The sequence below is a fragment of the Streptomyces sp. NPDC107546 genome (assembly GCF_055639175.1).
This window is the reverse complement of sequence record NZ_JBVKBA010000006.1, coordinates 136,007-158,961: the sequence shown is the minus strand read 5'-3', so window position 1 is coordinate 158,961 and position 22,955 is coordinate 136,007. Positions and strand designations below refer to the sequence as shown.

Annotated in this window: 20 protein-coding genes; 9 read left to right on the top strand and 11 right to left on the bottom strand. The window is 70.9% G+C overall.

Annotation, left to right across the window (positions count from 1 at the left end; all coding sequences use genetic code 11):
- The first annotated feature begins 131 nt into the window (after positions 1-131).
- On the top strand, positions 132-938 hold the full coding sequence (locus ACZ7L1_RS11130; RefSeq protein ID WP_471436113.1) for a dioxygenase family protein: 807 nt from the start codon (positions 132-134) through the stop codon (positions 936-938).
- A 13-nt stretch (positions 939-951) separates the two neighbouring features.
- Here ACZ7L1_RS11130 and ACZ7L1_RS11125 read toward each other — a convergent pair whose 3' ends face one another.
- A complete protein-coding gene (locus tag ACZ7L1_RS11125) occupies positions 952-1,491 on the bottom strand; it encodes a GNAT family N-acetyltransferase (RefSeq protein WP_471436111.1) in 540 nt (179 codons plus the stop codon).
- Positions 1,492-1,665: 174 nt separating this feature from the next.
- Here ACZ7L1_RS11125 and ACZ7L1_RS11120 point away from each other — a divergent pair, with 174 nt between their 5' ends.
- Positions 1,666-2,664, top strand: coding sequence for a sigma-70 family RNA polymerase sigma factor (locus ACZ7L1_RS11120; protein ID WP_468237119.1), 999 nt, complete (start codon positions 1,666-1,668; stop codon positions 2,662-2,664).
- A 339-nt stretch (positions 2,665-3,003) separates the two neighbouring features.
- Here the strand turns inward: ACZ7L1_RS11120 and ACZ7L1_RS11115 are convergent, their stop codons facing one another.
- Complete coding sequence (locus tag ACZ7L1_RS11115) at positions 3,004-3,966, bottom strand: helix-turn-helix transcriptional regulator (protein WP_471436109.1); 963 nt, start codon at positions 3,964-3,966, stop codon at positions 3,004-3,006.
- A 61-nt stretch (positions 3,967-4,027) separates the two neighbouring features.
- Between ACZ7L1_RS11115 and ACZ7L1_RS11110 the strand changes: the two genes are divergently transcribed.
- The 5 genes from ACZ7L1_RS11110 (at position 4,028) to ACZ7L1_RS11090 (ending at position 10,159) form a co-directional block, all read left to right on the top strand.
- On the top strand, positions 4,028-5,611 hold the full coding sequence (locus ACZ7L1_RS11110; RefSeq protein ID WP_471436108.1) for an MFS transporter: 1,584 nt from the start codon (positions 4,028-4,030) through the stop codon (positions 5,609-5,611).
- Positions 5,612-5,749: 138 nt separating this feature from the next.
- On the top strand, positions 5,750-6,511 hold the full coding sequence (locus ACZ7L1_RS11105) for a DeoR/GlpR family DNA-binding transcription regulator (protein WP_471436106.1): 762 nt from the start codon (positions 5,750-5,752) through the stop codon (positions 6,509-6,511).
- A complete protein-coding gene (pfkB, locus tag ACZ7L1_RS11100; protein WP_471436105.1) occupies positions 6,508-7,461 on the top strand; it encodes a 1-phosphofructokinase in 954 nt (317 codons plus the stop codon). The genes ACZ7L1_RS11105 and pfkB overlap by 4 nt, the downstream gene beginning before the upstream one ends.
- A gap of 166 nt (positions 7,462-7,627) precedes the next feature.
- Complete coding sequence (locus ACZ7L1_RS11095; RefSeq protein ID WP_471436103.1) at positions 7,628-9,694, top strand: PTS fructose transporter subunit IIABC; 2,067 nt, start codon at positions 7,628-7,630, stop codon at positions 9,692-9,694.
- A 198-nt stretch (positions 9,695-9,892) separates the two neighbouring features.
- Positions 9,893-10,159, top strand: coding sequence for a hypothetical protein (locus tag ACZ7L1_RS11090; protein ID WP_471436102.1), 267 nt, complete (start codon positions 9,893-9,895; stop codon positions 10,157-10,159).
- A gap of 15 nt (positions 10,160-10,174) precedes the next feature.
- On the opposite strand, the gene ACZ7L1_RS11085 is transcribed toward ACZ7L1_RS11090, so the two are convergent.
- The 3 genes from ACZ7L1_RS11085 to ACZ7L1_RS11075 all read right to left on the bottom strand — a co-directional run bounded on the left by ACZ7L1_RS11085 (position 10,175) and on the right by ACZ7L1_RS11075 (position 13,577).
- Positions 10,175-10,948 carry a DUF6227 family protein gene (locus ACZ7L1_RS11085; RefSeq protein WP_471436101.1) on the bottom strand — a complete coding sequence of 258 codons (774 nt, stop codon included), beginning with the start codon at positions 10,946-10,948 and terminating at the stop codon, positions 10,175-10,177.
- A 192-nt stretch (positions 10,949-11,140) separates the two neighbouring features.
- Positions 11,141-12,364, bottom strand: a complete 1,224-nt coding sequence (locus ACZ7L1_RS11080; protein WP_471436100.1) for a L,D-transpeptidase — start codon at positions 12,362-12,364, stop codon at positions 11,141-11,143.
- A 175-nt stretch (positions 12,365-12,539) separates the two neighbouring features.
- Positions 12,540-13,577, bottom strand: a complete 1,038-nt coding sequence (locus ACZ7L1_RS11075) for a P1 family peptidase (protein WP_471436099.1) — start codon at positions 13,575-13,577, stop codon at positions 12,540-12,542.
- A 142-nt stretch (positions 13,578-13,719) separates the two neighbouring features.
- Between ACZ7L1_RS11075 and ACZ7L1_RS11070 the strand changes: the two genes are divergently transcribed.
- Positions 13,720-13,926 (top strand): hypothetical protein, encoded by a 207-nt coding sequence (locus tag ACZ7L1_RS11070; protein ID WP_471436097.1) that lies wholly within the window; start codon positions 13,720-13,722, stop codon positions 13,924-13,926.
- A 67-nt stretch (positions 13,927-13,993) separates the two neighbouring features.
- Here the strand turns inward: ACZ7L1_RS11070 and mscL are convergent, their stop codons facing one another.
- The 6 genes from mscL to ACZ7L1_RS11040 form a co-directional block, all read right to left on the bottom strand.
- On the bottom strand, positions 13,994-14,464 hold the full coding sequence (mscL, locus tag ACZ7L1_RS11065) for a large conductance mechanosensitive channel protein MscL (RefSeq protein ID WP_471436095.1): 471 nt from the start codon (positions 14,462-14,464) through the stop codon (positions 13,994-13,996).
- A 149-nt stretch (positions 14,465-14,613) separates the two neighbouring features.
- The gene (locus tag ACZ7L1_RS11060; RefSeq protein WP_471436399.1) at positions 14,614-15,189 is read right to left on the bottom strand and encodes a hypothetical protein; all 576 of its coding nucleotides are present in this window, start codon (positions 15,187-15,189) and stop codon (positions 14,614-14,616) included.
- 209 nt (positions 15,190-15,398) lie between these two features.
- Positions 15,399-16,232 carry an S-methyl-5'-thioadenosine phosphorylase gene (locus tag ACZ7L1_RS11055; RefSeq protein ID WP_471436093.1) on the bottom strand — a complete coding sequence of 278 codons (834 nt, stop codon included), beginning with the start codon at positions 16,230-16,232 and terminating at the stop codon, positions 15,399-15,401.
- 130 nt (positions 16,233-16,362) lie between these two features.
- Complete coding sequence (locus tag ACZ7L1_RS11050; RefSeq protein ID WP_471436092.1) at positions 16,363-16,671, bottom strand: FmdB family zinc ribbon protein; 309 nt, start codon at positions 16,669-16,671, stop codon at positions 16,363-16,365.
- 68 nt (positions 16,672-16,739) lie between these two features.
- Positions 16,740-18,011: an MFS transporter gene (locus tag ACZ7L1_RS11045; protein ID WP_471436091.1), complete on the bottom strand. Its 1,272-nt coding sequence runs from the start codon at positions 18,009-18,011 to the stop codon at positions 16,740-16,742.
- A gap of 277 nt (positions 18,012-18,288) precedes the next feature.
- On the bottom strand, positions 18,289-19,815 hold the full coding sequence (locus ACZ7L1_RS11040; protein ID WP_471436090.1) for a potassium/proton antiporter: 1,527 nt from the start codon (positions 19,813-19,815) through the stop codon (positions 18,289-18,291).
- Positions 19,816-20,071: 256 nt separating this feature from the next.
- Between ACZ7L1_RS11040 and ACZ7L1_RS11035 the strand changes: the two genes are divergently transcribed.
- Positions 20,072-22,903: a penicillin acylase family protein gene (locus tag ACZ7L1_RS11035; protein WP_471436088.1), complete on the top strand. Its 2,832-nt coding sequence runs from the start codon at positions 20,072-20,074 to the stop codon at positions 22,901-22,903.
- The last annotated feature ends 52 nt before the right edge of the window (positions 22,904-22,955 follow it).

Genomic DNA, 22,955 nt, shown 5'->3' with positions numbered 1-22,955 from the left:
CCACTGTACGAGCCGCCTTCTTGAATTTTAAACAAGTGCGGCGTAACCTCGCCGATGAGAGAGCTTGAGTTTTCAAGCAATCAGTCTTCAGGGGCACGCCGCACCGTTGCCGTACGAAGGGAGCCGCCGCCATGTCCGCCGCCGTCGAGGAGCGCACCGCGCCCCAGCGCATGCCCGCCCTCTACCTGAGCCACGGTGCGCCCCCGCTGGCCGACGACCCGATCTGGCCCGGCCAGCTCGCCGCCTGGTCCGCCGACCTGCCGCGCCCCAAGGCGATCCTGATGGTCTCCGCCCACTGGGAGGAGGCCCCGCTCGCCCTCGGCGCGACGCGCACCGTCCCGCTGGTCTACGACTTCTGGGGCTTCCCCGAGCACTACTACCGGGTGCGGTACGAGGCCCCGGGCGCCCCGCAGCTCGCCGACGCCGTCCGCAAGCTGCTGCGCGCCCCCGGCACCCCCGTCCAGGACATCCCGGACCGGGGCCTGGACCACGGCGCGTACGTCCCACTCGTCGAGATGTTCCCCGAGGCCGACATCCCGGTCCTGCAGATCTCCATGCCGACACTGGACCCGGTGAAGCTGATGGAGATCGGCCGCAAGCTGGCCCCGCTGCGCGACGAGGGCGTCCTGATCGTCGGCTCCGGCTTCTTCACCCACAACCTGGCGGCCCTGCGGCACACGGGCGGGGGAGTGCCCGCCTGGTCCTCGGAGTTCGACGACTGGGGCCGCCGCGCCCTGGAGACGCGCGACTGGGACGCCCTGCTGGACTTCCTGAACAAGGCCCCGGCCGGTCGGTACGCCCACCCGCGCACCGAGCACTTCGCCCCGCTGTTCGTGACCATGGGCGCGGCGGAGGCCGGCGGTGAGCTCGACGCCCAGAGGTCCGTGATCGACGGCTTCTGGATGGGAATGGCGAAGCGGTCGGTGCAGTTCGGATGACGGTGGCCGGACGCTACGCGTCCTGATCGAGGCCCTGCTGGAGGTCCTTCTCGTACCAGGCCACGTCCCAGTACCGCCCGAACTTGCGGCCCACCTCGCGGTAGGTGCCGACGTGTCGGAAACCGAAGCGTTCGTGCAGACGTACGGACGCTTCGTTGGGCTGGGCGATGCCCGCGTACGCACGGTGCAGGTCCTCGCCCGCAAGGGCTTCGAAGAGGGCCCTGTAGAGGTGTCCGCCGACGCCGCGGCCGGTCGCGTGCGGGGCGAGGTAGATCGTGACCTCGACCGAGGTCGCGTACGCCGGCTTCGGGCGGAAGGCGCTGGATGTGGCGTACCCCAGGATCTGCTGTGACTCGGCGTCCGCGGCAACCATCAGCCGGTGCGGCCCGTCTTCAGAGTGGGAGAGCAGCCAGGGGCGGCGGTCCTCGGCCGTGAAGGCCGTGGTGTCGAATGTGATCGGCGTCTCACGCACGTAGTGGTTGTAGATGTCGGTGAGAGCTTCGAGGTCGCCCTCGGCTCCCGGCCTGACCTGCACGTGCCTACGCCCTGCCATTGCCCCGCCCCTCAGTGTGGCGGGACAGGGTACTGCATGATCAGAAAAAATGAGGGGCGGGTTGGGAATTCTGTCCGGATTCCAGTCGTTGTTTCCTTCGGATGCAGGGCACCCGGAAGGGTGGCCGAATCGTTACCAGACCATCCGCTAGCCCACCATCGCAAGGGAGCACGCATGGCAACCCGTGCCGTCGCCCGTCGCCAGGCCGCCGAGGGCGAAACCATCGACGCCGCGGCAAGCAGTGTTCGCGCCCAGGGCGACATAGCCGACCGCGACCTGGTCGGCATGTACCTCGACGAGATCGCGCGTACGCCCCTCCTCGACGCCGCCAAGGAGGTCGAGCTGTCACAGATCATCGAGGCGGGCGTGTTCGCACGGCAGATCCTCGACGGTGAGGAGGAGGCCAAGGCGGATGCCACCCGTGAGGAGCTTGAGGCCCTGGTCGCCGAGGGGGAGCGGGCCAAGGACATCTTCATCCGCTCCAACCTCCGACTGGTCGTCGCCGTCGCGCGCCGCTATCCGCGCAGCGGCCTGCCGCTGCTCGACCTGATCCAGGAGGGGAACGCGGGCCTGGTGCGCGCCGTCGAGAAGTTCGACTACCGCAAGGGCTTCAAGTTCTCCACCTACGCCACCTGGTGGATCCGCCAGGCGATCACGCGGTCGATAGCCGACCAGTCGCGCACCATCCGGCTGCCCGTCCACCTGGTCGAGGAGCTGGGCCGCATCCGCCGTGTCCAGCGCGAGTTCAACCGTGAGAACGGCCGGGATCCCGAGCCCGCCGAGATCGCGGCCGAGCTCGACTCGTCGGCGGAGCGCATCAGCGACGTCCTCGACTGGGCGCGTGACCCCGTCTCGCTGAACATGTCGGTGGACGACGAGGGCGAGACCCAGTTCGGCGACCTGCTCGAGGACACCTCCGCGGTGTCGCCGGAGCAGTCGGTGCTCACGCTGCTGCGCAGCGAGGAGCTGGACGACCTGATCGGCCGGCTCGACGACCGCACGGCCTCGATCATCAAGATGCGGTACGGCATCGAGGACGGCCGGGAGCGCACGCTGACGGAGGTCGGCAAGGAGCACGGCCTGACGCGTGAGCGCATCCGCCAGATCGAGAAGCACGCCCTGCTCGAGCTGAAGAAGCTGGCCCGCCAGACCGGCTTCGACGCGGCGGCGTGACGACGGTGCAGTTGCCCCGCATCGAACACGCGGGTCCGGGGCACAAGACCTCCGGGTCCCGCGACCGCACGGTTCGCACATCCACAGAGCCGAGTCCCGACGCACTCCCCCCGGCGCCGGGACTCTCCCCGGGCCGGCCCCGGCGCCACTCCCCCCTGGCGCCGGGGCCCGGCTCTACGTATGTCCGGCCACGGCAGGGGCACGTCGACCGGGCCGCCCCGGACCTGAACCCCGGGGCGGCCCGGATGGCAGATTGTGCCACGCGGCATGACCTGCCGTAGCTGAGCAGTACCGCCTAGGCGCATCCCTGACCGAGCGGCGCCCGGTTCGGCCGCGGCCTCACCCCGCCGCCCGGCTCAGCCGCGCCCCCAGGTCCCGTACCGAAGCGACGAGGTCGGCCGGACGGTGCACCGTGAACTCGCAGTCCACCAGCGCGAGCCGCACCGCGAGCCACTCCACCGAGTCGCTCGCCTCACCCCGCAGTCGGCAACTGTGCTCGTCGAGCGGCTCGGGAGCGCCGACCCACCGGGGTATGCGTGCCGCGACGAAGTCGGCGGGGGCGGCGAAGGTCGCCTCGAACTCGTAGGTCTCCTGCCGCCGGTACACCGACTGCCGCAGATACTCCGCCGCGCTCCCGGTCGGCAGCTCACGCGGCGCGAACCGGGCACCCGTCGCGAACGGCTCGGCGACCCGGTCCATCCGGAACGTCCGCCAGTCCTCACGCTCGAGGTCGTAGGCGACCAGGTACCAGCGGCGCCCCGTCGACACCAGCCGGTACGGCTCCGCCAGGCGCTGCGACGGTGTGCCGTCCCCGGAGCGGTAGGCGAACCGCAGCCGCTCCCGGCCCGCGATCGCCGAAGCCATCACGGTCAGTGTCTCCGGTGCGATGCTCGCCCCGTCGCCGCTGGCCAGGGCGGTGGTGGCGGCCTGCAGCGTGGTGACGCGGTGGCGCAGCCGGCTCGGCAGCACCTGCTCCAGCTTGGCCAGTGCCCGTACCGAGGCCTCCTCCACGCCCTCCACCGCGTGCCCGGCGCCCGCCCGCAGCCCTACGGCGATCGCCACGGCCTCCTCGTCGTCCAGAACCAGCGGCGGCATCGCCTTCCCGGCGACCAGCCGGTAACCGCCGTCGGCGCCCTTGCTGGCCTCCACGGGGTAGCCCAGCTCGCGCAGCCGGTCGATGTCCCGCCGCACGGTGCGCCGGGACACCCCGAGCCGCTCGGCGAGCTCGCCGCCGGGCCACTCGCGGGGTGTCTGCAGGAGGGACAGCAACTGGAGGAGCCGGGCCGGAGTGTCGGTTGTCATGTGTCGAGGATGCCGGAGAACTAGGACGTGATCTGACCTAATGCACTCCTAGGTTCGGGGCATGACCTCCACCGAGACACTCAGCAGCAGTACGGTCGGCGCGGGCGACCGCCGACGCTGGTTCGCGCTCGCGATCGTGATGACCGCGGCCTTCATGGACCTCGTCGACGTCACGATCGTCAACATCGCCATCCCGTCGATCCAGCGGGACGCGGGCGCCTCCTTCAGCCAGATCCAGTGGATCACCGCCGGTTACGCCCTCGCCTTCGCCGCGGGACTCATCACCGGCGGCCGACTCGGCGACATCCACGGCCGCAGACGGCTCTTCCTGATCGGCGTCGGCGGTTTCACGCTCGCCTCGGCGCTGTGCGGATTCGCCGCGAACCCGGAGATGCTCGTCGCCTCCCGGATCCTGCAGGGCGCGATGGCCGCGATGATGGTGCCGCAGGTGCTGTCGATCGTGCACGCCACCTTCCCGGCGCACGAGCGGGGCAAGGTCTTCGGCCTGTTCGGCGCGATCGTCGGGCTGGGTGCCGTCTCCGGGCCGCTCCTCGGCGCGCTGCTCACCGAGTGGAACCTGTACGGGCTTCAGTGGCGGCCCATCTTCCTGATCAACCTGCCGGTCGGCGTCGCCGCGTACCTCCTCGGCCGGCGCTTCATCACCGAGTCGAAGGCTCCGCGGGCCCTGCGCCTCGACCTCGTCGGCGTCGCCCTGGTCACGCTCGGTCTGCTGATGCTGCTCTACCCGCTCACCCGCGGCCGGGAGCTGGGCTGGCCGCTGTGGGGGTACGCGTCGATGGCGGGCGCCCTCGTCGTCTTCGGGGCGCTGGTGGCGTACGAGAGGCGCAAGGCCGCGCGCGACGGTTCCCCGCTGGTCGAACTGTCCCTGTTCCGGGTGAAGAGCTTTGCGGCGGGCATCGCGGTGCAGACGGTGTTCGGCGTCGGCCTCGGCGTCTTCTTCCTGGTCTGGACGCTGTACATGCAGGTCGGCCTCGGCTGGAGCGCGCTGCGGGCCGGACTGACGGGCGTGCCGTTCTCGATCGCGGTCTCCACCGCGGCCGGGATGTCGGTGCAGAAGCTGGTCCCGCGCTTCGGCCGCAAGGTGCTGCAGGCGGGTGCGCTGGTGATGGCGGCGGGTGTGCTCCTCTACATGGCGGAGGCCCACCGGTACGGCCAGTCGATCGCCTCCTGGCAGATGGCGCTGCCGCTGGTGGTCATGGGCGTGGGCATGGGCCTGATCGTCGCCCCGCTGACGGACGCGATCCTGTCCGAGGTGCCCCGCGAGCACTCCGGATCGGCGTCCGGCCTGATCAACACGGTGCAGCAGATGGGCAACGCGCTCGGCCTGGGGCTCGTGTCGGTGGTCTTCTTCGGCGAGATCGACGACCGGCTGACCCCCGTACAGGTGGGGCCGGCCTTCGTGCACGCCTTTCAGCACGCGCTCGGTTGGGTGGCGGCGGTGATGCTCGTGATCTTCCTGCTGATGTTCGCGCTGCCCAAGCGACCGGCGCAGCATGTCGAGGGCGGTGCCGCGGAGCGCCCCGACAGCGGCGTGGGCGACGGCCCCGACAGCGGCGCGGGGAACGGCGCGAGCAACCGCACGCAACCCACAGACGGCGTACAACCCGTCGGGGCAGCCCGGTAGCCGAACCGGCCAAGCCCCCTGCAGCACACCGCGCCCGTTCGTGTCCGTTCTGTAGCCCCAACCTGTTTACTTTCCGGAAATTCGGACGTAGCCTCCGACTGAAACCACACGTTCGGGCATGATCGGAGGTGAACGGGCGTGTACGCGCCGGAGCGCCAGCAGGAGATCCTCCGGCTCGCCCGTGACGGCGGCCGGGTCGATGTCGTCTCGCTGGCCGAGGAGTTCCAGGTCACGGCCGAGACGATCCGCCGCGACCTCAAGGCCCTCGACCGCGCGGGCCTCCTGCGCCGGGTGCACGGGGGCGCCATCCCCGCCGGGCGCCTCGACTTCGAGCCGGACCTGGCCGAACGGGAGTCCACCGCGGCCGACGAGAAGGACCGCATCGCCAAGGCGGCCCTCGCGGAGCTGCCGAGCGGGGGCACGATGATCCTCGACGCCGGTTCGACGGTCGCCCGGCTGGCGGGGGCGATCCCGCTCGACGCGCAGCTCACCGTCGTCACGCACGGCCTGCCCACCGCTGCGCGCCTCGCGGACCACCCCGGCATCCAGCTCCATCTGGTCGGCGGGCGCGTCCGGCACCGTACGCGCGCCGCCGTGGACGCCTGGGCGCTGCGCGCCTACGGAGAGATCCGCGCCGACGTCGTGTTCATCGCCGCCAACGGCTTCTCCGCCGACCACGGACTGACCACGCCCGACCTCGCCGAGGCCGCCGTCAAGCGCGCAGCGATCCGCGCCGCGCGCCGGGTGGTGCTGCTCGCCGACTCCTCCAAGCACGGCCAGGAGCACTTCGCCCGTTTCGGCAACCTCGGTGATGTGGACCTGCTGATCACCGACAGCGGCCTGAGCCCCGAGGACGCCACCGCGATCGAGCGCGGCGGCACGGAAGTAGTGCGCGCATGATTCTCACCGTCACCCCGAACCCCTCCCTCGACCGCACGTACGAGGTCCCGTCCCTGGACCGCGGCGAGGTCATCCGGGCCACCGGAGAACAGGTGGACCCGGGCGGCAAGGGCGTGAACGTCTCACGCGCGGTCGCCGCGGCCGGGCAGCGCACGGTCGCCGTCCTGCCCCTCGGCGGCGCCCCGGGCGCGCTCGTCGCCGACCTGCTGCACGCTCAGGGCATCGACGTCGCACCGGTCCCGATCGCCGGAGCCACCCGCTCCAACATCGCGGTCGCCGAACCGGACGGCACCCTCACCAAGATCAACGCGCCCGGTCCGGAGCTCTCCCCGGCCGAGGCCGAACTCCTCCTGGAGACGGCCCGTGCGCAGTACCAGGCGGCCGACACCACCTGGATCACCTGCTGCGGCAGCCTCCCGCGCGGCCTCGGCCCGTCCTGGTACGCCGACCTGGTGGCCCGTGCCCACGCCGCGGGCGCCCGGATCGCGCTCGACACCTCCGGCCCCGCGCTCCTCGAGGCGCTGCGCGAGCGCCCCGACGTCGTGAAGCCGAACGCCGAGGAACTCGCGGAGGCCGTCGGGCGCCCCCTCGTCACGGTGGGCGACGCGGCCAAGGCGGCCGAGGAGCTGCGCGCGATGGGCGCGGGCGCCGTGCTCGCGAGCCTCGGCGCGGACGGACAATTGCTGGTCAACGCCGCCGGCACATGGTTCGGCAGCGCCCGCGTCGATGCCGTACGCTCCAACGTCGGGGCCGGCGACTCCTCTCTCGCCGGTTTTCTGATCGCGGGCGGCAGCGGCCCGGAGGCCTTGGCCTCGGCCGTCGCCCATGGCGCCGCAGCGGTGCAACTGCCCGGCAGTGTGATGCCGACCCCCGCCGACCTCGACCTCTCCGCCGTCACCGTCACGTCGGAGGTACCCGTGGACCGCGTGTTGACGGAGCCCGTCTCATGAGCGCGCACCCGACGCGGCGGAAGGCGGCCGCACCCGCCGTGGTCACCCGGAGGCGGGGTTTCCCCGACCGCGCCGCCCCGTCCCTCCCCGTAGCACCTCACCTCCCCCCCGTCCCCACCACCGCCCACGACAACCCCCGGGCGATACGCGTGCGAAGGAGCCCGCGATGAGCGAGATGATCACCGCGGACCTGGTCGACCTCGACCTGTCCGCCGACACCAAGGAAGCGGCGGCCCGTGCCCTCGCCGAGCGGATGGTGGCCCAGGGCCGGGTGACCGACCTGGAAGGCTTCCTCGCCGACGTGGCCGCCCGCGAGGCACAGATGCCGACCGGCCTCGACGGCGGCATCGGCATACCGCACTGCCGCAGCGAGCACGTCACCGAGCCGACCCTCGGCTTCGGGCGCAGCGCCCGGGGCATCGACTTCGGCGCCGCGGACGGCCCGGCCGACCTGATCTTCCTGATCGCCGCCCCGGCGGGCGCGGACGACGCGCACCTGACGATCCTGTCCTCACTGGCCCGCCAGCTGATGAACACCGAGTTCACCTCCGCCCTGCGGTCGGTGAACGACGCGGCGGCCGCGGCCGCGCTCATCCGCGGGGACGAGGCTCCGGCGGCGGCCCAGGCTCCGGCGGCGGCCCAGGCTCCGGCGGCGGCCGAGGCCCCGGCGGTGGTCGAGGAGCCCGCCGCCTCCGCCGCTTCCTTGGAGGCGGCCGGTGAGGAGGCGGACGGGCGCCCGTTCCGTATCGTCGCCGTCACCTCCTGCCCGACCGGTATCGCCCACACCTACATGGCCGCCGAGTCGCTGGAGAACGCGGGCCGCGAGGCGGGTGTCGAACTCGTCGTCGAGACGCAGGGCTCGGCCGGCTTCACCCGGCTCGACCCGGCCGTCATCACGGCGGCGGACGCGGTGATCTTCGCCCATGACGTCCCCGTGCGGGAGAAGGACCGCTTCGCCGGCAAGCCGACCGTCGACGTCGGCGTGAAGGCGGGCATCAACCGGCCCGCCGAGCTGATCGCCGAGGTGCGCGCGAAGGCCGAGCGCGGCGAGGCGACCGCTCCGGCCTCCGGCGGTACGCCCGTGGAGCGCGTCGGCGAGTCCGGCGAGGGGTACGGCACCAAGCTGCGCAAGTGGCTGATGTCCGGCGTGAGCTACATGGTCCCGTTCGTCGCCGCGGGTGGTCTGCTCATCGCCCTCGGCTTCGCGATCGGCGGCTACAAGATCAACAAGGCGCCGTCGGTCATGGACCACTTCGTGTGGAGTCAGGGCGACAGCTGGGCCGCGCTGCTCTTCCAGATCGGCGCCGTGTCCTTCGGCTTCCTAGTCCCGGTCCTGGCCGGCTACATCGCATACGGCATGGCGGACCGCCCCGGCCTGGTGCCCGGCTTCGTCGGCGGTTCGATCGCCCTCACCATCAACGCGGGCTTCCTCGGCGGCCTGGTGGCCGGTCTCCTCGCCGGTGGTGTGGTGATGGCGATCCAGAAGATCGACATCCCCCAGGCGCTGCGCGGCATCATGCCGGTGGTGGTGATCCCGCTCATCTCCTCGGCGATCGTCGGGTTCCTGATGTTCGTCGTGATCGGCAAGCCCATCGCCTCCGCGCAGAAGGGCCTCACCGACTGGCTGAACGGCTTGTCCGGCACCAACGCCATTCTGCTCGGCGCCCTGCTCGGCCTGATGATGTGCTTCGACCTCGGCGGCCCGGTCAACAAGGTCGCGTACACCTTCGCCACCGCCGGTATCGCGGTCTCCAACCCGAGCGACTCCGCGATGAAGATCATGGCCGCGGTGATGGCCGCCGGTATGGTCCCGCCGCTGGCGATGGCGCTGGCCACCACCGTGCGCGGCAAGCTGTTCACGCACACCGAGCGCGAGAACGGCAAGGCCGCCTGGGTGCTCGGCGCCTCCTTCATCTCCGAGGGCGCGATCCCGTTCGCGGCGGCCGACCCGCTGCGCGTCATCCCCTCGTCCATGGTCGGCGGCGCCATCACGGGCGCACTGTCAATGGGCTTCGGCGCCACGCTGCGCGCCCCGCACGGCGGCATCTTCGTGGTCCCGCTGATCGGCAACCCGTTCCTCTACCTGGTCGCCCTCGTCGCCGGCGTGTGTGTGACCACGGCTCTGGTGGTGATCCTGAAGGGCATGCGCAAGCAGAGCCCCGAGGGCTTCGCGAAGGAGGCCGCGGGAGCGTCGGCGTCGGCCCGGGACTCCAAGCAGCCCGTCGCCGCCTGATCCGGCGGTAGTGACAACGCGGTTGGGCCGCGCCCCTCAACAGGGGCGCGGCCCAACCGCGTTCCGGCGTGCTTACCTCGTCCTTTGCCCGCCTTCGCCTCGACTCGCCGTACTCGTCGTGCTCGTCACAGTGGTCGCACCTGCGAGATTGGTCACGGTCCGGCGCTGGAAGCCCGGTTGGTGGTGTCTACTGGAGGCATGTCCGCGCACGAGTCGATCCCCCTGGTGGTCGCCGTGGTCGTCGCCGCCATAGCGACCGGCCTCTGGGTGATCGGCCTGTTCCAAATGCACCGCCAGTACCGCAAGGGCGTGATCCGGCGCGGAACCCTCCGTGGCGTGCCCCGGCAGCGATGGGCGGCCCCCCACTGGGACTCGGTCCACCTCACCTCTGCCGAACGGGACGCCTTCGCCAACCTGGTACGGCGCTTCCGCGACGGCCGCTCCCAGGGACACTCCGGAAACTAGTGCCGCCACCAGGCGCTAAACGGTGTCCGCCGGCTGGCCCAGCGTCGCCGCGCGGCGCTCCATCGCCTCCCGGGCCGCCTCCTCGGTCGCGTACACCTCGCACATGTGCCGGCCGTCCGGTGTCGCCGTGTGCTCGACCTCCCACAGGGACAGCTCCCGGCCGTCCCGCAGCAGGAACGCGTGCTCGTACAGCGAGAAGCACAGCGCCGCCCCCGCCTGACCGGCCCGGCGCGGCCGCCCGAACGCCTGCGTGATCTCGTGTGCGAAGGCCGAGTCCAGCAGTAACGTCGACAGGTCCGCGCCCGGCCGGTCCGGGTTCTCCGCCCGGCGCAGCAGTCGGCGCGCGTGGTCCGCCGAGCCGTCGAGCACATACGCGTGACGGGGCTCGGGGACCGGGGACAGCTGCGCCGGCACCGGCAGTTCGAAGTCCGGTGTGTCCGAGGGCAGCGGGAGCCGGGCCGTGGCGGTCTGCAGTTCCTCCGTGTCCACGTACACCTCGTGCTGGAGATGGCCGCCCGGCGCCGTGTTGTGGACGAGCTCCCACAGGGTGACCGCCGTGCCGTCCGCGAGCAGCCAGGTGTGCCGGTATGTCTCCCGGTGCAGCCCCGCGCTGTGGTGCGCGGAGTGCAGTGAACTGTCGTACGCCAGCGCGCAGTCCAGGCGCCCGATCGTCTCGTCGGGCAGCTCGAAGGAGTTCAGGGCGCGGCCGAGGAGTCGCGCGAGGTGCTCCTCAGGGGACTCCGGCGACTCGGTCGGCTCGTACGCTGCCGTCTCGTACGGAACGCTCAAGGTTTCTCCCGGCGTTGCTGCATGTCACCTTGTGGGTGCATACCGTAGCCCCTCGCTCGGGCACGTGCCTGAGAACCGGGAAAACCCACGGTGGGAAAACGGATGGGCCGCACGACTGATTCCCCCGCGGCCTGATCCGCTGTCATATGCCCCTGATGGAACGGCAGCTCACGGGGCTGGTCGGGCGGCCGGTCACACCGTGCTTCCGGCGGTCCACTCGCTCCACGGCATGTTCCAGTCGTTGAGGCCGTTGTCCGGTGCGACCGTCGTGTCGGGGGAGTTCTCGACGATCACGACGTCACCGATGAGCGAGTTGTCGTAGAACCACTTGGCGATCGTGTTCCCCCGCGCGCCCTGCACGTCCTCCATGCCGACGCAGCCGTGGCTGGTGCCCTCGCGGCCGAAGGGCGGATTGCCCTGGTTGTACCAGTAGTTGCCGTGGATGAAGGTCCCGGAGGTCGTCAGCCGCATCGCGTGTGGCACGTCCGGGATGTCGTACTCGCCGCCGAGACCGACCGTCTGGCTGTTCATGCGCGTCTGCGGGAACTTCTCCGAGATCACCATCCGCCCGTTGTACGTCGTGTGCTGCGCGCTGCCGGTCGACACCGGAATCGTCCTGATGGTCCTGCCGTCCCGCACGACCGTCATGGTCTGGGTCTTCGCGTCCACCGTGGAGACCTGGGAGCGTCCGATGGTGAACGTGACGGTCTTCTTCTGCACACCGCGGACGCCGTTCGCGCCCTCCACACCGTCCAGGTCGATCTTCATGGTGACCTTGGAGCCGGCCTTCCAGTACTCCTCGGGCCGGAAGTCCAGGCGCTGCGCGCCGAACCAGTGCCCCACCGCCTGCTGGCCGCTGCTGGACGTCACCGTGATGTGCGACTGCACGGCCTTCCTGTCGGTGATCGCCCTGTCGAACGTGAAGGACACCGGCATACCGACACCGACCGTCGCCCCGTCGTCGGGCGTGTAGGTGCCGATGAAGCTGCCCGCCTGAGTGACCGTGGTGAAGATGGAGTTGGCGGCGGCGACCCGATTGTCGGCGTCCTTGGCGGTGGCGGAGATCTGATACTTCGTCCCGCGGTCCAGCTGCTCCTTCGGCTTCCAGGTCGTCCCGTCCGCGGAGATCTCCCCCGGCACCGCCGTGCCGGTTTCCGCCGCCGTCATCTTCACCTGGGTCAACTTGCCGTCGCTGACCCTGACTCCGGTGGTGTTGATCGACGCACCGGTCGAACCGTCCTTGGCGGAGATGGTGATCCTGGCGGCGGACACCTTGGCGGACTCCTTGGCGTCCATGCCGCCCTTGTCGTTGTCGGCGGTGGCGCTACCGCCGCAGGCGGTGAGGGTCAGGGCGCCGACCATCAGGGCGGCACAGGCCCCCAGTACGCGCCGCGCTCGCATGTCCGGCGTTGTCACAGGCTTCTCCAGGTCGTCGGGGCGTGCGTCCGGTTGCGTGATCCGCTCGAGTACGTGGAGAGAGAGCGAACGCCGCGCTGAAGGGTTCCCCTCCGCCACGCCGCACGCCCTTACGTGACAGAACCGGGACAATCGCCCGCCACCCCGGGGCCTTTCGGCCTCTCATGTCCTTCCGTCATATCCTCTCCGCCGGGCCGTACAACTCCCCGTACGACGGCCATGCCCCGCCCGGCCCGTCCACCGGCTCCGCGGCGCGCACCGCCCGTACGATCGCGCGCGTCACGAGGTCCGCGCCCGCCGCCAGCACCTCGTTGAGCGCGAGGGGGTCCGCGGCGGGGAGCGGACGGGCGCCGGTCGCCAGCGCGAACACCGTGTCCCCGTCGTGCAGCAGGTGTGCCGGCCGCACGGCGCGCGCCAGACCGTCGTGCGCCACGCCCGCGAGCTTCTGCGCCTGCGCCTTGTCGAGATCGGCGTCGGTCGCCACCACGGCGAGGGTCGTGTTCAGCGGCGGGCGCGGGAGGTGCGCGGCGGATTCGGCGAGCCGCCGCCGCGCGGCCTCATGCACCTCTCGCGCCGGACGGCCGACCCGGCCCTGGACCAACTCCCCGTACAGCGCGCCCGTCTCCGGGTCGATCGCCGAGCCCACCGCGTTGCACACCACCAGGGCGCCCACCGTGATCCCCGAGTCCAGCACGGTGCTCGCGGTGCCGACGCCGCCCTTGAGCGGTCCGACCGTCGCGCCGGTGCCCGCGCCCACGCAGCCCTCCGCCACGGGCGCGCCCGGCTTGCTTGCGGCCGCCGCCTCGACCGCGGCCCGGCCCATGGCCGCGTCCGGGCGGGCCCTGAAGTCACCGCCGCGCCCCAGGTCGAAGACGCAGGCGGCCGGCACGACCGGCACCACGTGTGACGGATCGGGGCCCACCCGCACCCCGCGGCCGTGCTCCTCCAGCCAGGCCATGACGCCCGACGCCGCGTCGAGCCCGTAGGCGCTGCCCCCGGTCAGGACGACCGCCTCGACCTTCTGTACCAAGTTGCGTGGATCGAGCGCGTCGGTCTCCTTCGTGCCAGGCCCGCCCCCGCGCACGTCGACCGCCGCGACAGCGCCGCCCTCCGGCGCCAGGACGACCGTGGTGCCGGTGAGCCAGCCGTCCCCGATCCGCGTGGCGTGACCCACACGCAGACCGGCGACATCTGTCAGAGCGTCACGTGTCATGGGCCCATGATCCTTCGCCGGACGCCGCTCGTGACACCGCGCCGCAGGAATCCGCCCCGTCGGTGTCACCCCGTGGCGAGCGCCCCTCCCCTGCGAAGCCGCGACGCCGCGTCCTGGTGCGGCGGAGACGTACGCTGGGGCTATGAGCGCCACCCCGACGTCCACCCCCGACCGCGAACCGCGGGATGCGAAGCCCGAGCCCAAGAACGCCCTGGTCTTCGACGACCCGCTGACGACGCAGTCGTCGGACGACACGGACCTGGGGTGGGGCGAGCGGCCCCGCCCTGGCGGCGACAGCGCTGCCGATCTGGCGCGGTTCCTGGACGAGAAGCCGCCCCACCATCTGTGAGAACCGTCACAGGGCCAGGGCCCGTTGTGGGCCCTGTCCTGCGTGATGTGGCGCGTCTTGGCGTCCGTCAGGCGTCGGTCCGGTTCGGGCTGCGCTGCGCGAGGAGGGCGTCGCGGATCTCCTCGAGCACCTCCAGTTCGGTCACCTCGGACACGTCCCTGGTGCCGTGCTTGGCCTTGCGGCGGGCTTCCTGCCGGGCCAGGAACTTGGACATGGGCAGGACCATCAGGAAGTAGACGACGGCGGCTGTGATCGCGAAGTTGAGCGTGGCGCCGAGGACCGAGCCCCAGAGTATGCGGACGCCCGTCGCGTCCGCGCCGGTGCCCGTGCACGGTCCCTTCAGGCAGGAGCTGTAGCCGTCCAGGCTCTTGGTGCCGAGCGCACCCACGACCGGACTGATGACGCCCTTCACCACGGAGTTCACGATGCCGGTGAAGGCGGCGCCGATCACCACCGCGACCGCCAGGTCGACGACGTTTCCACGCATCAGGAAGGCCTTGAAGCCCTGCAGGACGCCCGGCATTTTGATCTCGCTCACTACTGGGACCCTTCTCGACTGCACACGCTTCCGAACGAACAGCTCCGCAACCTACGGCAGGGCGTACCACGGTTGTCCAACCGCATGCCGTTGCGAAGGGGCCGGGCTCGGCACGGCGCGACGGCCGGCAGTGTGAGACAGGTCCGGACTCAGCACAGCGTCACCGCCAGCCGTGAGGTGGCGCCGACGCCGGCGAGGCGTGCGGCCGTGGGGCGCGGCACCGACAGCACCAGCAGCGCGCCGTTCTCCGTCGGATCGACATCGGGCACCCGCGTGACCCGGGCCCCGGCCGCGACGACCCTGGCCTGGCCGCTGCCGTCGGCCGCGATCACGTCGACGCGGTCGCCGGGCCGCAACAGCCGCACGGTCGCCGCGTCCGCGATCCGCACGGGCGCCGTCACCGTTTCCACCGGGCGCGGCTCACGTACGGCCGCCGCGGTCGGGCGGGCCCCGGTGCCCGGGTGTCCGCGTGCGCCCGCGGAGCCGCCCGGCCCCGCCGCCACGAGCGCGGCAGCGGTGACGGCCAGTCCCGCGGCCACGGCCCGCCTCCGGTACCGCAGCACCCGCCGCAACCGCTGCCGCCCTCCTCGTACCCGTACCGGGGCGAAGTGAGGCACGGCACAGGTGGGAGGCGTGTCGGGACGCGGGGAGAGGCCGGCGGGCGGGTACGCGGTCGTAGAGACGGCTGCGTAGGGCTGAGGGGTGGAGGGGGAGATGCGGGGCATGGTGGTCACCACCTGCGTCGTGAGTGATCGGGTCGCGATCCACGATGACGCTTCGCGGTGGAGGCCGCGGACGTCTGTGGGCTACTCCGCGGTTGTGGACAACTCGCTCACCCGAACGGGACGTTCCGCACGGCCGGACCCACTACGGCCCCACGGCCGCCCACGGCCGCCCTCCCACAGTCGCCCCGTCACCGTCGCGGCGGCCCCCATCACGGCAGCTCGAATCCCGGGTCCATCCCGCCGAGCGCGTTCACGCACAGGCAGTCCCGCTCCTCGGTGGCCGGCAGCGCGGCCACCGCGTCGAACAGCACGCCCCGCAACCGGTCCACATTCGCCGCGAACACCTTGAGCACCTCGTCGTGGGAGACGCCCTCACCGGTCTCCGCCCCCGCGTCCAGATCCGTGACCAGGGTCAACGACGTGTAGCACAGCTCCAGTTCACGAGCCAGCGCGGCCTCGGGATGGCCGGTCATGCCCACCACGGACCAGCCCTGCGCCCGGTGCCACAACGATTCGGCGCGGGTGGAGAACCGCGGCCCCTCGACCACGACCAGCGTGCCGCCGTCCACGGGCTCCCAGTCCCGCCCGCGGGCGGCCTTCAACGCGACCGCCCGCCCGACCGGACAGTAGGGGTCGGCCAGGGACACGTGCACCACGTTCGGCACGGTGCCGTCCGGCAGTGGCAGCCCGTCGAAGTACGTCTGCACCCGGGTCTTCGTGCGGTCCACCAGCTGGTCGGGAACCAGCAGCGTGCCCGGCCCGTACTCCGGGCGCAGTCCGCCCACCGCGCACGGGCCGAGGACCTGGCGTACCCCGACGGAGCGGAGCGCCCACAGGTTGGCGCGGTAGTTGATCCGGTGCGGCGGCAGATGGTGGCCGCGGCCGTGGCGGGGGAGGAACGCGACCCGCCGGCCGGCGATCTCGCCGAGGAAGAGAGAGTCGCTGGGAGCCCCGTACGGGGTGTCGACCTGGACCTCGGTCACCTCGTCGAGGAAGGAGTAGAAGCCAGAGCCGCCGATGACACCGATGTCCGCGTTCGTCATGGCGAGCACAGTAGCCGCCCCGCACGGGGGTGCGAGCCGGCGGGAGAGAACTCCGCAGCCGCCGCCTCAGGCGGGCCGGATACCCGTGAGACCCCGCCGTCGTACGACGGCGGGGTCTCACGGCACGGACCTATGCGGCGGAGGAGCTGGTGCTCGACGACGAGGACGACGAAGACGACGAAGACGACGTGGAGGACGACGAGCCGGAGTCGGACGACGACGAGCTCGACGACTTCGACGCCGGGCTGCTGCTCGACGACGAGCCGCGGCTGTCGTTGCGGTAGAAGCCGGAGCCCTTGAAGACGATGCCGACCGCGGAGAACACCTTCTTCAGGCGGCCACCGCAGTTGGGGCACTCGGTCAGGGCGTCCTCGGTGAACTTCTGCACCGCCTCGAGGCCCTCGCCGCACTCGGTGCACTGGTACTGGTAGGTCGGCACTTGTCTTCCTCCTGGCACTCTCACTCAATGAGTGCTAACGACGATCCATAGTGACCTATTCCGCGGGATCAGTCCACCGTCACCGGTGCGCGGTGACCGACGCCACGTGCCACGGTGCGGCCGTGAGCTCGCGTGAGCAGCCACGACCGCAGGGACAGCAGGGTCAGCAGCGCCAGCACCGTACCGCCCATCGGGACGAGGAAGCCGGCGCCGGTCCACAGCCGGTCCTCCAGCTGTCCGGCGACCGTGACCGCCGCCGCCTGGCCGAGCGCGACCGCGCCGGTCAGCCAGGTGAAGGCCTCGGTGCGGGCGCCGGCCGGGACCAGGCCCTCGACCAGGGTGTAGCCGGTGATCAGGGACGGCGCGATGCACATGCCCACCAGGAGGCCGAGTCCGGCCAGCACGGCCACCGAGTGCGCGGTCCACAGAGCGGAGGCGGCCAGGGCGAGGGCCGTGTAGCCGACGACCAGGCGGCGCTGCGGGGCGGCCTTCCAGGCGATCGCGCCGCACACGACGCCGGAGAGCATGTTGCCTGCGGCGAAGACGCCGTACAGGACGCCGTTCAGGCCGGGCTCGCCGATCGACTGGCTGAACGCGGAGAGCGAGACCTGCATACCGCCGAAGACGCAACCGATGCCCAGGAAGGTGACGACCAGAACCCGCACCCCGGGGACGCGCAGGGCGGACGCGTGCTCCACGCGCGCGTGCGTGACGGCGGCGACGGCCGGCTGCGTACGCTTCTGCGCCGCGAACAGCACACCGCCCACCAGCGTCAGCGCCGCCTCCATGAGCAGGCCGGCGGCCGGGTCCACGGCGGTGGACAGGGCGGTCGCCAGGAGCGGGCCGAGCACGAAGGTCAGCTCGTCGGTGACCGACTCGAAGGCCGCCGCCGTCGACATCAGGGGCGAGTCCTTCAGCTTCACGCCCCAGCGGGCGCGGACCATGGGGCCGATCTGCGGCACCGACGCGCCGGTCGGGACGGCCGCCGCGAAAAGGGCCCACAGCGGGGCGTGGGCCAGCGCGAGGGCGGTCAGCGAGGTGCCTGCCAAGGCGTGCACCAGGACGCCGGGGAGCAGCACCGCCCGCTGGCCGTGGCGGTCGGCGAGACGGCCGCTGTACGGCGCGAACAGGGCCATGGACACGCCGGTGACCGCCGCCACGGCGCCCGCGGCACCGTAGGAGCCGGTGGTGTGCCGGACGAGCAGCACGATGGAGAGGGTGAGCATCGCGAACGGCTGACGCGCCGCGAAGCCGGGGAGCAGGAACGTCCAGGCGCCACGGGTGCGCAGCAGCTGCCCGTAGCCCGGGCGGGACGCCTTCGAGGTGACCGTGGACTCCACGGCCCGTGCCTTTCTGCTGCCTGGTAGCGCGGGTGCGCGCCGAGAGCTGTCCTCTTGCGCGGACTGCGGTAGATACCGGCCCCTACGGAGGAAGGGCGCCCGGCCGCCATACGGTCGCGCCAGCTCTGCGTCAGGCAGAGTTGGTTCGATCAGGGTGCGCCTGGATTGTACAGGGGCATGGCACAGGACGCCTGTGAAACAGAGCACGGTCCGGCGCTCGGCCTGGGATTCCCGACAATGTGAACGGTACGAAACGCGCCGTTCACCAAGGGCGCCCTCAACGTCCCGGCGCGCCGTTCCCGGTGGTCCCCAGCCAGCCCGCCAGCTTGCCGCCCTGGCCGACCGCCCGCAGGCGCCTCTCCGCCGCGTCGCGGACCTGGTCCGTGGCGACCACGAGCAGTTCGTCCCCGCGCCGCAGCACCGTCGTCGGCAGCGGAACGAGCGATTTCCCTTCCCGGACGACGAGGGTGACCGCGGCTCCGGCCGGCAGCCGCAGCTCGTTGATCTCGACGCCGTGCATCCGCGAGCCCTCGGGGATCGTGACGGACAGCAGATGCCCGCGCAGCCGCTCCAGGGGCGCCGATTCGATGCCGAGGTCCGCGGCTTCGGGACCCTCGCCGAGGTGCAGCTTGCGGGCCAGCCAGGGCAGGGTCGGCCCCTGGACGAGGGTGTAGACGACGACGAGCACGAAGACGATGTTGAAGATGCGGCGGCTGCCGGCGACGCCGTTCACCATGGGGATCGTCGCCAGGATGATGGGCACCGCACCGCGCAGCCCGGCCCACGACATCAGCGTCTGCTCCTGCCAGGGGAGCCGGAAGGGCACGAGGCTCATCACGACGCTCAGCGGACGCGCCACCATCGTCAGCACCATGCCGATGACCAGGGCGGGCAGTACGTCGTCGGCCAGTTCGTGCGGGGTCACCAGCAGACCGAGCAGGACGAACATGCCGATCTGGGCGATCCAGCCGAGCCCTTCGGCGAAGCCCCGGGTCGCGGGCCAGTGCGGCAGCTTGGCGTTGCCGAGCATCATCGAGGCGAGGTACACCGCGAGGAAGCCGCTGCCGTGGGCCAGCGAGCCGCCGGCGTACGCCATGACCGCGATGGCCATGACCGCGATCGGGTAGAGGCCGGAGGCGGGCAGCGCCACGTGCCTGAGACCCCAGGAGCCGAGCCAGCCCACCGCGAGGCCGATGGCGGCGCCGATGGCCAGCTCCAGGAGTATCTTCCCGAGCAGCGTGTACCAGTGCTCGATCGGCCCGGACGTGGAGAACGCGACGACGAGGATGACGACGGGTGCGTCGTTGAAACCGGACTCGGCCTCCAGGACGCCCGTCACGCGCGCGGGCAGGGGCACTTTCCGCAGCACCGAGAAGACCGCCGCCGCGTCGGTCGACGACACCACCGCTCCGATGATGAGCGCCTGCCTCCACCCCAGTCCGCTCAGGTAGTGCGCGCCCACGGCCGTGACGCCGACGCTCACCGCCACGCCGACGAGTGCCAGCGCGGAGGCCGCCGGGAGGGCCGGCTTGATCTGCTTCCACTTCGTGCCGAGACCGCCCTCGGCCAGGATCACGACCAGTGCCGCGTATCCCATGACCTGGGTCAGCTCGGCGTTGTTGAAGTGGATGCCGAATCCGTCCTGGCCCATGGCGATGCCGATGCCCAGGTAGACGAGCAGGCTGGGGAGGCCGCTGCGCGACGAGATCCGGACCGCTGCCACCGCGACGAGCAGGACGAGCGAGCAGAGGAGCAGGAGCTGGTTGAGGTGGTGGACAGTCAGCGGCCGTTCCCTTCTCGCCAATCCGTGGGCCGCGGTGCGACGCCACGATCCGAGCACGCGAAGCCCGGTGCTGGGGCGGACTTCACTCCGACTACTTCATTAGCTTACCTAACTCTTGACGCTTTCTTGACGCTTCCGGCCGCGTGATCGAACTCCAGTCCGGGCTGGTTCCCGACTCCGCGTCAAGGCGGACCGGGCCCTGCGCCTATGGTTGCTCCAGCGCTCAGTAGAAAGCACAGCCCGCCCTGCCGCTCGTGTTAGGACAGCAAGGACAGCGATGCCCTCCAACACCACCGCCTCTTCCGGCCAGAAGCCCGGCAAGCCCGGCAGGAAGAAGGGGCGCAGAGCCCGACTGCTCGTGATCGTCCTGGTTGTGGCCCTTGTGGGAGGTTTTGGATACGGCGGCTACTGGTCCGTCAGCACCGTGCGCGCCTCCTTCCCGCAGACCAAGGGGACGATCACGCTCGAGGGCCTGTCGGGTCCCGTCGACGTCAAGCGCGACGGCTACGGGATCCCGCAGATCTACGCGTCCTCCGACGAGGACCTGTTCATGGCGCAGGGGTACGCCCAGGCGCAGGACCGGTTCTACGAGATGGACGTGCGCCGCCACATGACGTCCGGACGCCTGTCCGAGATGTTCGGCAAGAGCCAGGTCAAGAACGACGAGTTCCTGCGCACCCTGGGTTGGGACCGGGTGGCGCAGAAGGAGTACGACACCAAGCTGTCGGCCTCCACGAAGAAGTACCTCCAGGCGTACGCCAAGGGGGTCAACGCCTACCTGAAGGGCAAGGACGGCGAGGAGATCTCCCTCGAGTACGCGGCCCTGGGCCTGACCAACGACTACACGCCCGAGCCGTGGACGCCGGTCGACTCGGTCTCCTGGCTCAAGGCGATGGCCTGGGACCTGCGCGGCAACATGCAGGACGAGATCGACCGCTCCCTGATGACCAGCCGCCTGGGCCCCAAGCAGATCGCCGACCTGTACCCGGAGTACCCGTACAGCCGCAACAAGCCGATCGTCCAGGAGGGCGAGTACAACGCCCTCACGAAGGCGTTCGAGCAGAGCGACTCGACGGGTACCACGGGTACGGCGGGCTCGAAGGGTGCGACGGGCACGACGGGTACGCGGTCGACGTCCGGAACGTCGAGTTCCACGTCGACCTCGACCTCCTCGGCCTCCTCGGCCTCCTCGGCCTCCTCGGCCTCTTCGTCCCTGCGCAGCCAACTGGCGGGCCTCACGAACGTCCTGGCCGACGTTCCGACCGCCGTAGGCGTGAACGGCCACGGCATCGGCTCCAACTCCTGGGTCGTCGACGGCAGCCACACCATCACCGGCAAGCCGCTGCTGGCCAACGACCCGCACCTGTCGGCCTCGCTGCCGTCGGTCTGGTACCAGATGGGCCTGCACTGCACGACCGTCTCCAGCAAGTGCGGCTACGACGTCACCGGCTACACCTTCGCCGGGATGCCCGGCGTGATAATCGGCCACAACCAGAACATCGCCTGGGGCATGACCAACTCCGGCGTCGACGTCACCGACCTCTATCTGGAGAAGCTCTCAGGCGACGGCTACCTGAGGGACGGCAAGGTCGTGCCGTTCACCACCCGCACCGAGACGATCAAGGTGGCGGGCGGCGACTCGAAGAAGATCGTCGTCCGTGAGACGAAGAACGGCCCGCTGCTGTCCGACCGCGACGACGAACTCGTCAACGTCGGCAAGAAGGCCACCGTCGACACACTGGCCCCCGACCGCGCCGACGGCTACGGCGTCGCCCTGCGCTGGACCGCGCTGGACCCGGGCACCACCATGGACGCCATCTTCGAGATCGACAAGGCGTCGAACTGGTCCGAGTTCCGCCGGGCGGCCCGCTCCTTCGACGTGCCCTCGCAGAACCTGATCTACGCCGACACCCAGGGCAACATCGGCTACCAGCTGCCCGGAAAGATCCCCACGCGCGCGCAGGGCGACGACGGCTCGATCCCGGCGCCCGGCTGGGACTCGAAGTACGACTGGACCGGCTACATCCCGCAGTCCGCGCTGCCCTACGAGTTCAACCCCAAGCGCGGCTACATCGTCACCGCCAACCAGGCCGTGATCGACAAGGACAAGTACCCCTACACGCTCACCACGGACTGGGGCTACGGCTCGCGCAGCCAGCGGATCACCGACCTGATCGAGTCGAAGATCAAGGGCGGCGGCAAGATCTCGACCGACGACATGCGGCAGATGCAGCTCGACAACAGCAGCGAGATCGCCAAGTTGCTGGTGCCCAAGCTGCTCAAGATCGACGTCTCGGACAAGCACGTCCGCGCTGCCCAGAAGCTGCTGGAGGGCTGGGACTACACCCAGGACTCCGACTCGGCGGCGGCCGCGTACTTCAACGCCGTCTGGCGCAACATCGTCAAGCTCGCCTTCGGCAACAAGCTGCCCAAGGAGCTGCGGGTCAAGGGCCAGTGCCTGTGGGTGGAGCCCGCCGACTCCACCGGCCCGGCCGACGAGGACCGCAAGGTGCGCGAGTGCGGCCAGCGCGAAGCGGACCAGGCGCAGCCGGACGGCGGCGACCGCTGGTTCGAGGTGGTGCGCGACATCGTCGACGACGAGAAGAACGACTGGTGGCAGTCGCCCGCGACGCGGACCGACCCGGCCGCGACGACGCGTGACGAGCTGTTCGGGCGCGCCATGAAGGACGCGACCTGGGAGCTGGTCGCCAAGCTCGGCAAGGACATGGACACCTGGAGCTGGGGCCGGCTGCACCGCCTGTTCCTGAAGAACCAGACCCTGGGCACCGACGGCCCGCGCATACTGCAGTACATGCTCAACCGAGGGCCCTGGAAGCTGGACGGCGGCGAGGCGACCGTGAACGCCACCGGCTGGAACGCGGCGGGCGGCTACAACGCCCTGTGGGTGCCGTCGATGCGGATGGTCGTCAACCTGGCCGACCTCGACAAGTCCAAGTGGATCAACCTCAGCGGTGCCTCGGGCCACGCCTACAGCGCCCACTACACCGACCAGACGGAGAAGTGGGTCAACGGCGAGCTGCTGCCGTGGAACTTCTCGAAGGACGCGGTGGACAAGAGCACGACCGACACGCTGGTGCTCAAGCCCTGACGGGCGCCGCACCGTGAGAACGGCCCTCCACGCGCGCGTGAAGGGCCGTTCT

Excerpts from the sequence above, each read along its gene's own strand:
- ACZ7L1_RS11095 (WP_471436103.1), top strand. The coding sequence starts at position 7,628 with ATGAGCGAGATGATCACCGCGGACCTGGTCGACCTCGACCTGTCCGCC.
- pfkB (WP_471436105.1), top strand. The coding sequence starts at position 6,508 with ATGATTCTCACCGTCACCCCGAACCCCTCCCTCGACCGCACGTACGAG.
- ACZ7L1_RS11120 (WP_468237119.1), top strand. The coding sequence starts at position 1,666 with ATGGCAACCCGTGCCGTCGCCCGTCGCCAGGCCGCCGAGGGCGAAACC.
- ACZ7L1_RS11035 (WP_471436088.1), top strand. The coding sequence starts at position 20,072 with ATGCCCTCCAACACCACCGCCTCTTCCGGCCAGAAGCCCGGCAAGCCC.
- ACZ7L1_RS11125 (WP_471436111.1), bottom strand. The coding sequence starts at position 1,491 with ATGGCAGGGCGTAGGCACGTGCAGGTCAGGCCGGGAGCCGAGGGCGAC.
- ACZ7L1_RS11060 (WP_471436399.1), bottom strand. The coding sequence starts at position 15,189 with ATGCCCCGCATCTCCCCCTCCACCCCTCAGCCCTACGCAGCCGTCTCT.
- ACZ7L1_RS11090 (WP_471436102.1), top strand. The coding sequence starts at position 9,893 with ATGTCCGCGCACGAGTCGATCCCCCTGGTGGTCGCCGTGGTCGTCGCC.
- ACZ7L1_RS11075 (WP_471436099.1), bottom strand. The coding sequence starts at position 13,577 with ATGACACGTGACGCTCTGACAGATGTCGCCGGTCTGCGTGTGGGTCAC.
- ACZ7L1_RS11070 (WP_471436097.1), top strand. The coding sequence starts at position 13,720 with ATGAGCGCCACCCCGACGTCCACCCCCGACCGCGAACCGCGGGATGCG.
- ACZ7L1_RS11115 (WP_471436109.1), bottom strand. The coding sequence starts at position 3,966 with ATGACAACCGACACTCCGGCCCGGCTCCTCCAGTTGCTGTCCCTCCTG.
- ACZ7L1_RS11130 (WP_471436113.1), top strand. The coding sequence starts at position 132 with ATGTCCGCCGCCGTCGAGGAGCGCACCGCGCCCCAGCGCATGCCCGCC.
- ACZ7L1_RS11055 (WP_471436093.1), bottom strand. The coding sequence starts at position 16,232 with ATGACGAACGCGGACATCGGTGTCATCGGCGGCTCTGGCTTCTACTCC.
- ACZ7L1_RS11110 (WP_471436108.1), top strand. The coding sequence starts at position 4,028 with ATGACCTCCACCGAGACACTCAGCAGCAGTACGGTCGGCGCGGGCGAC.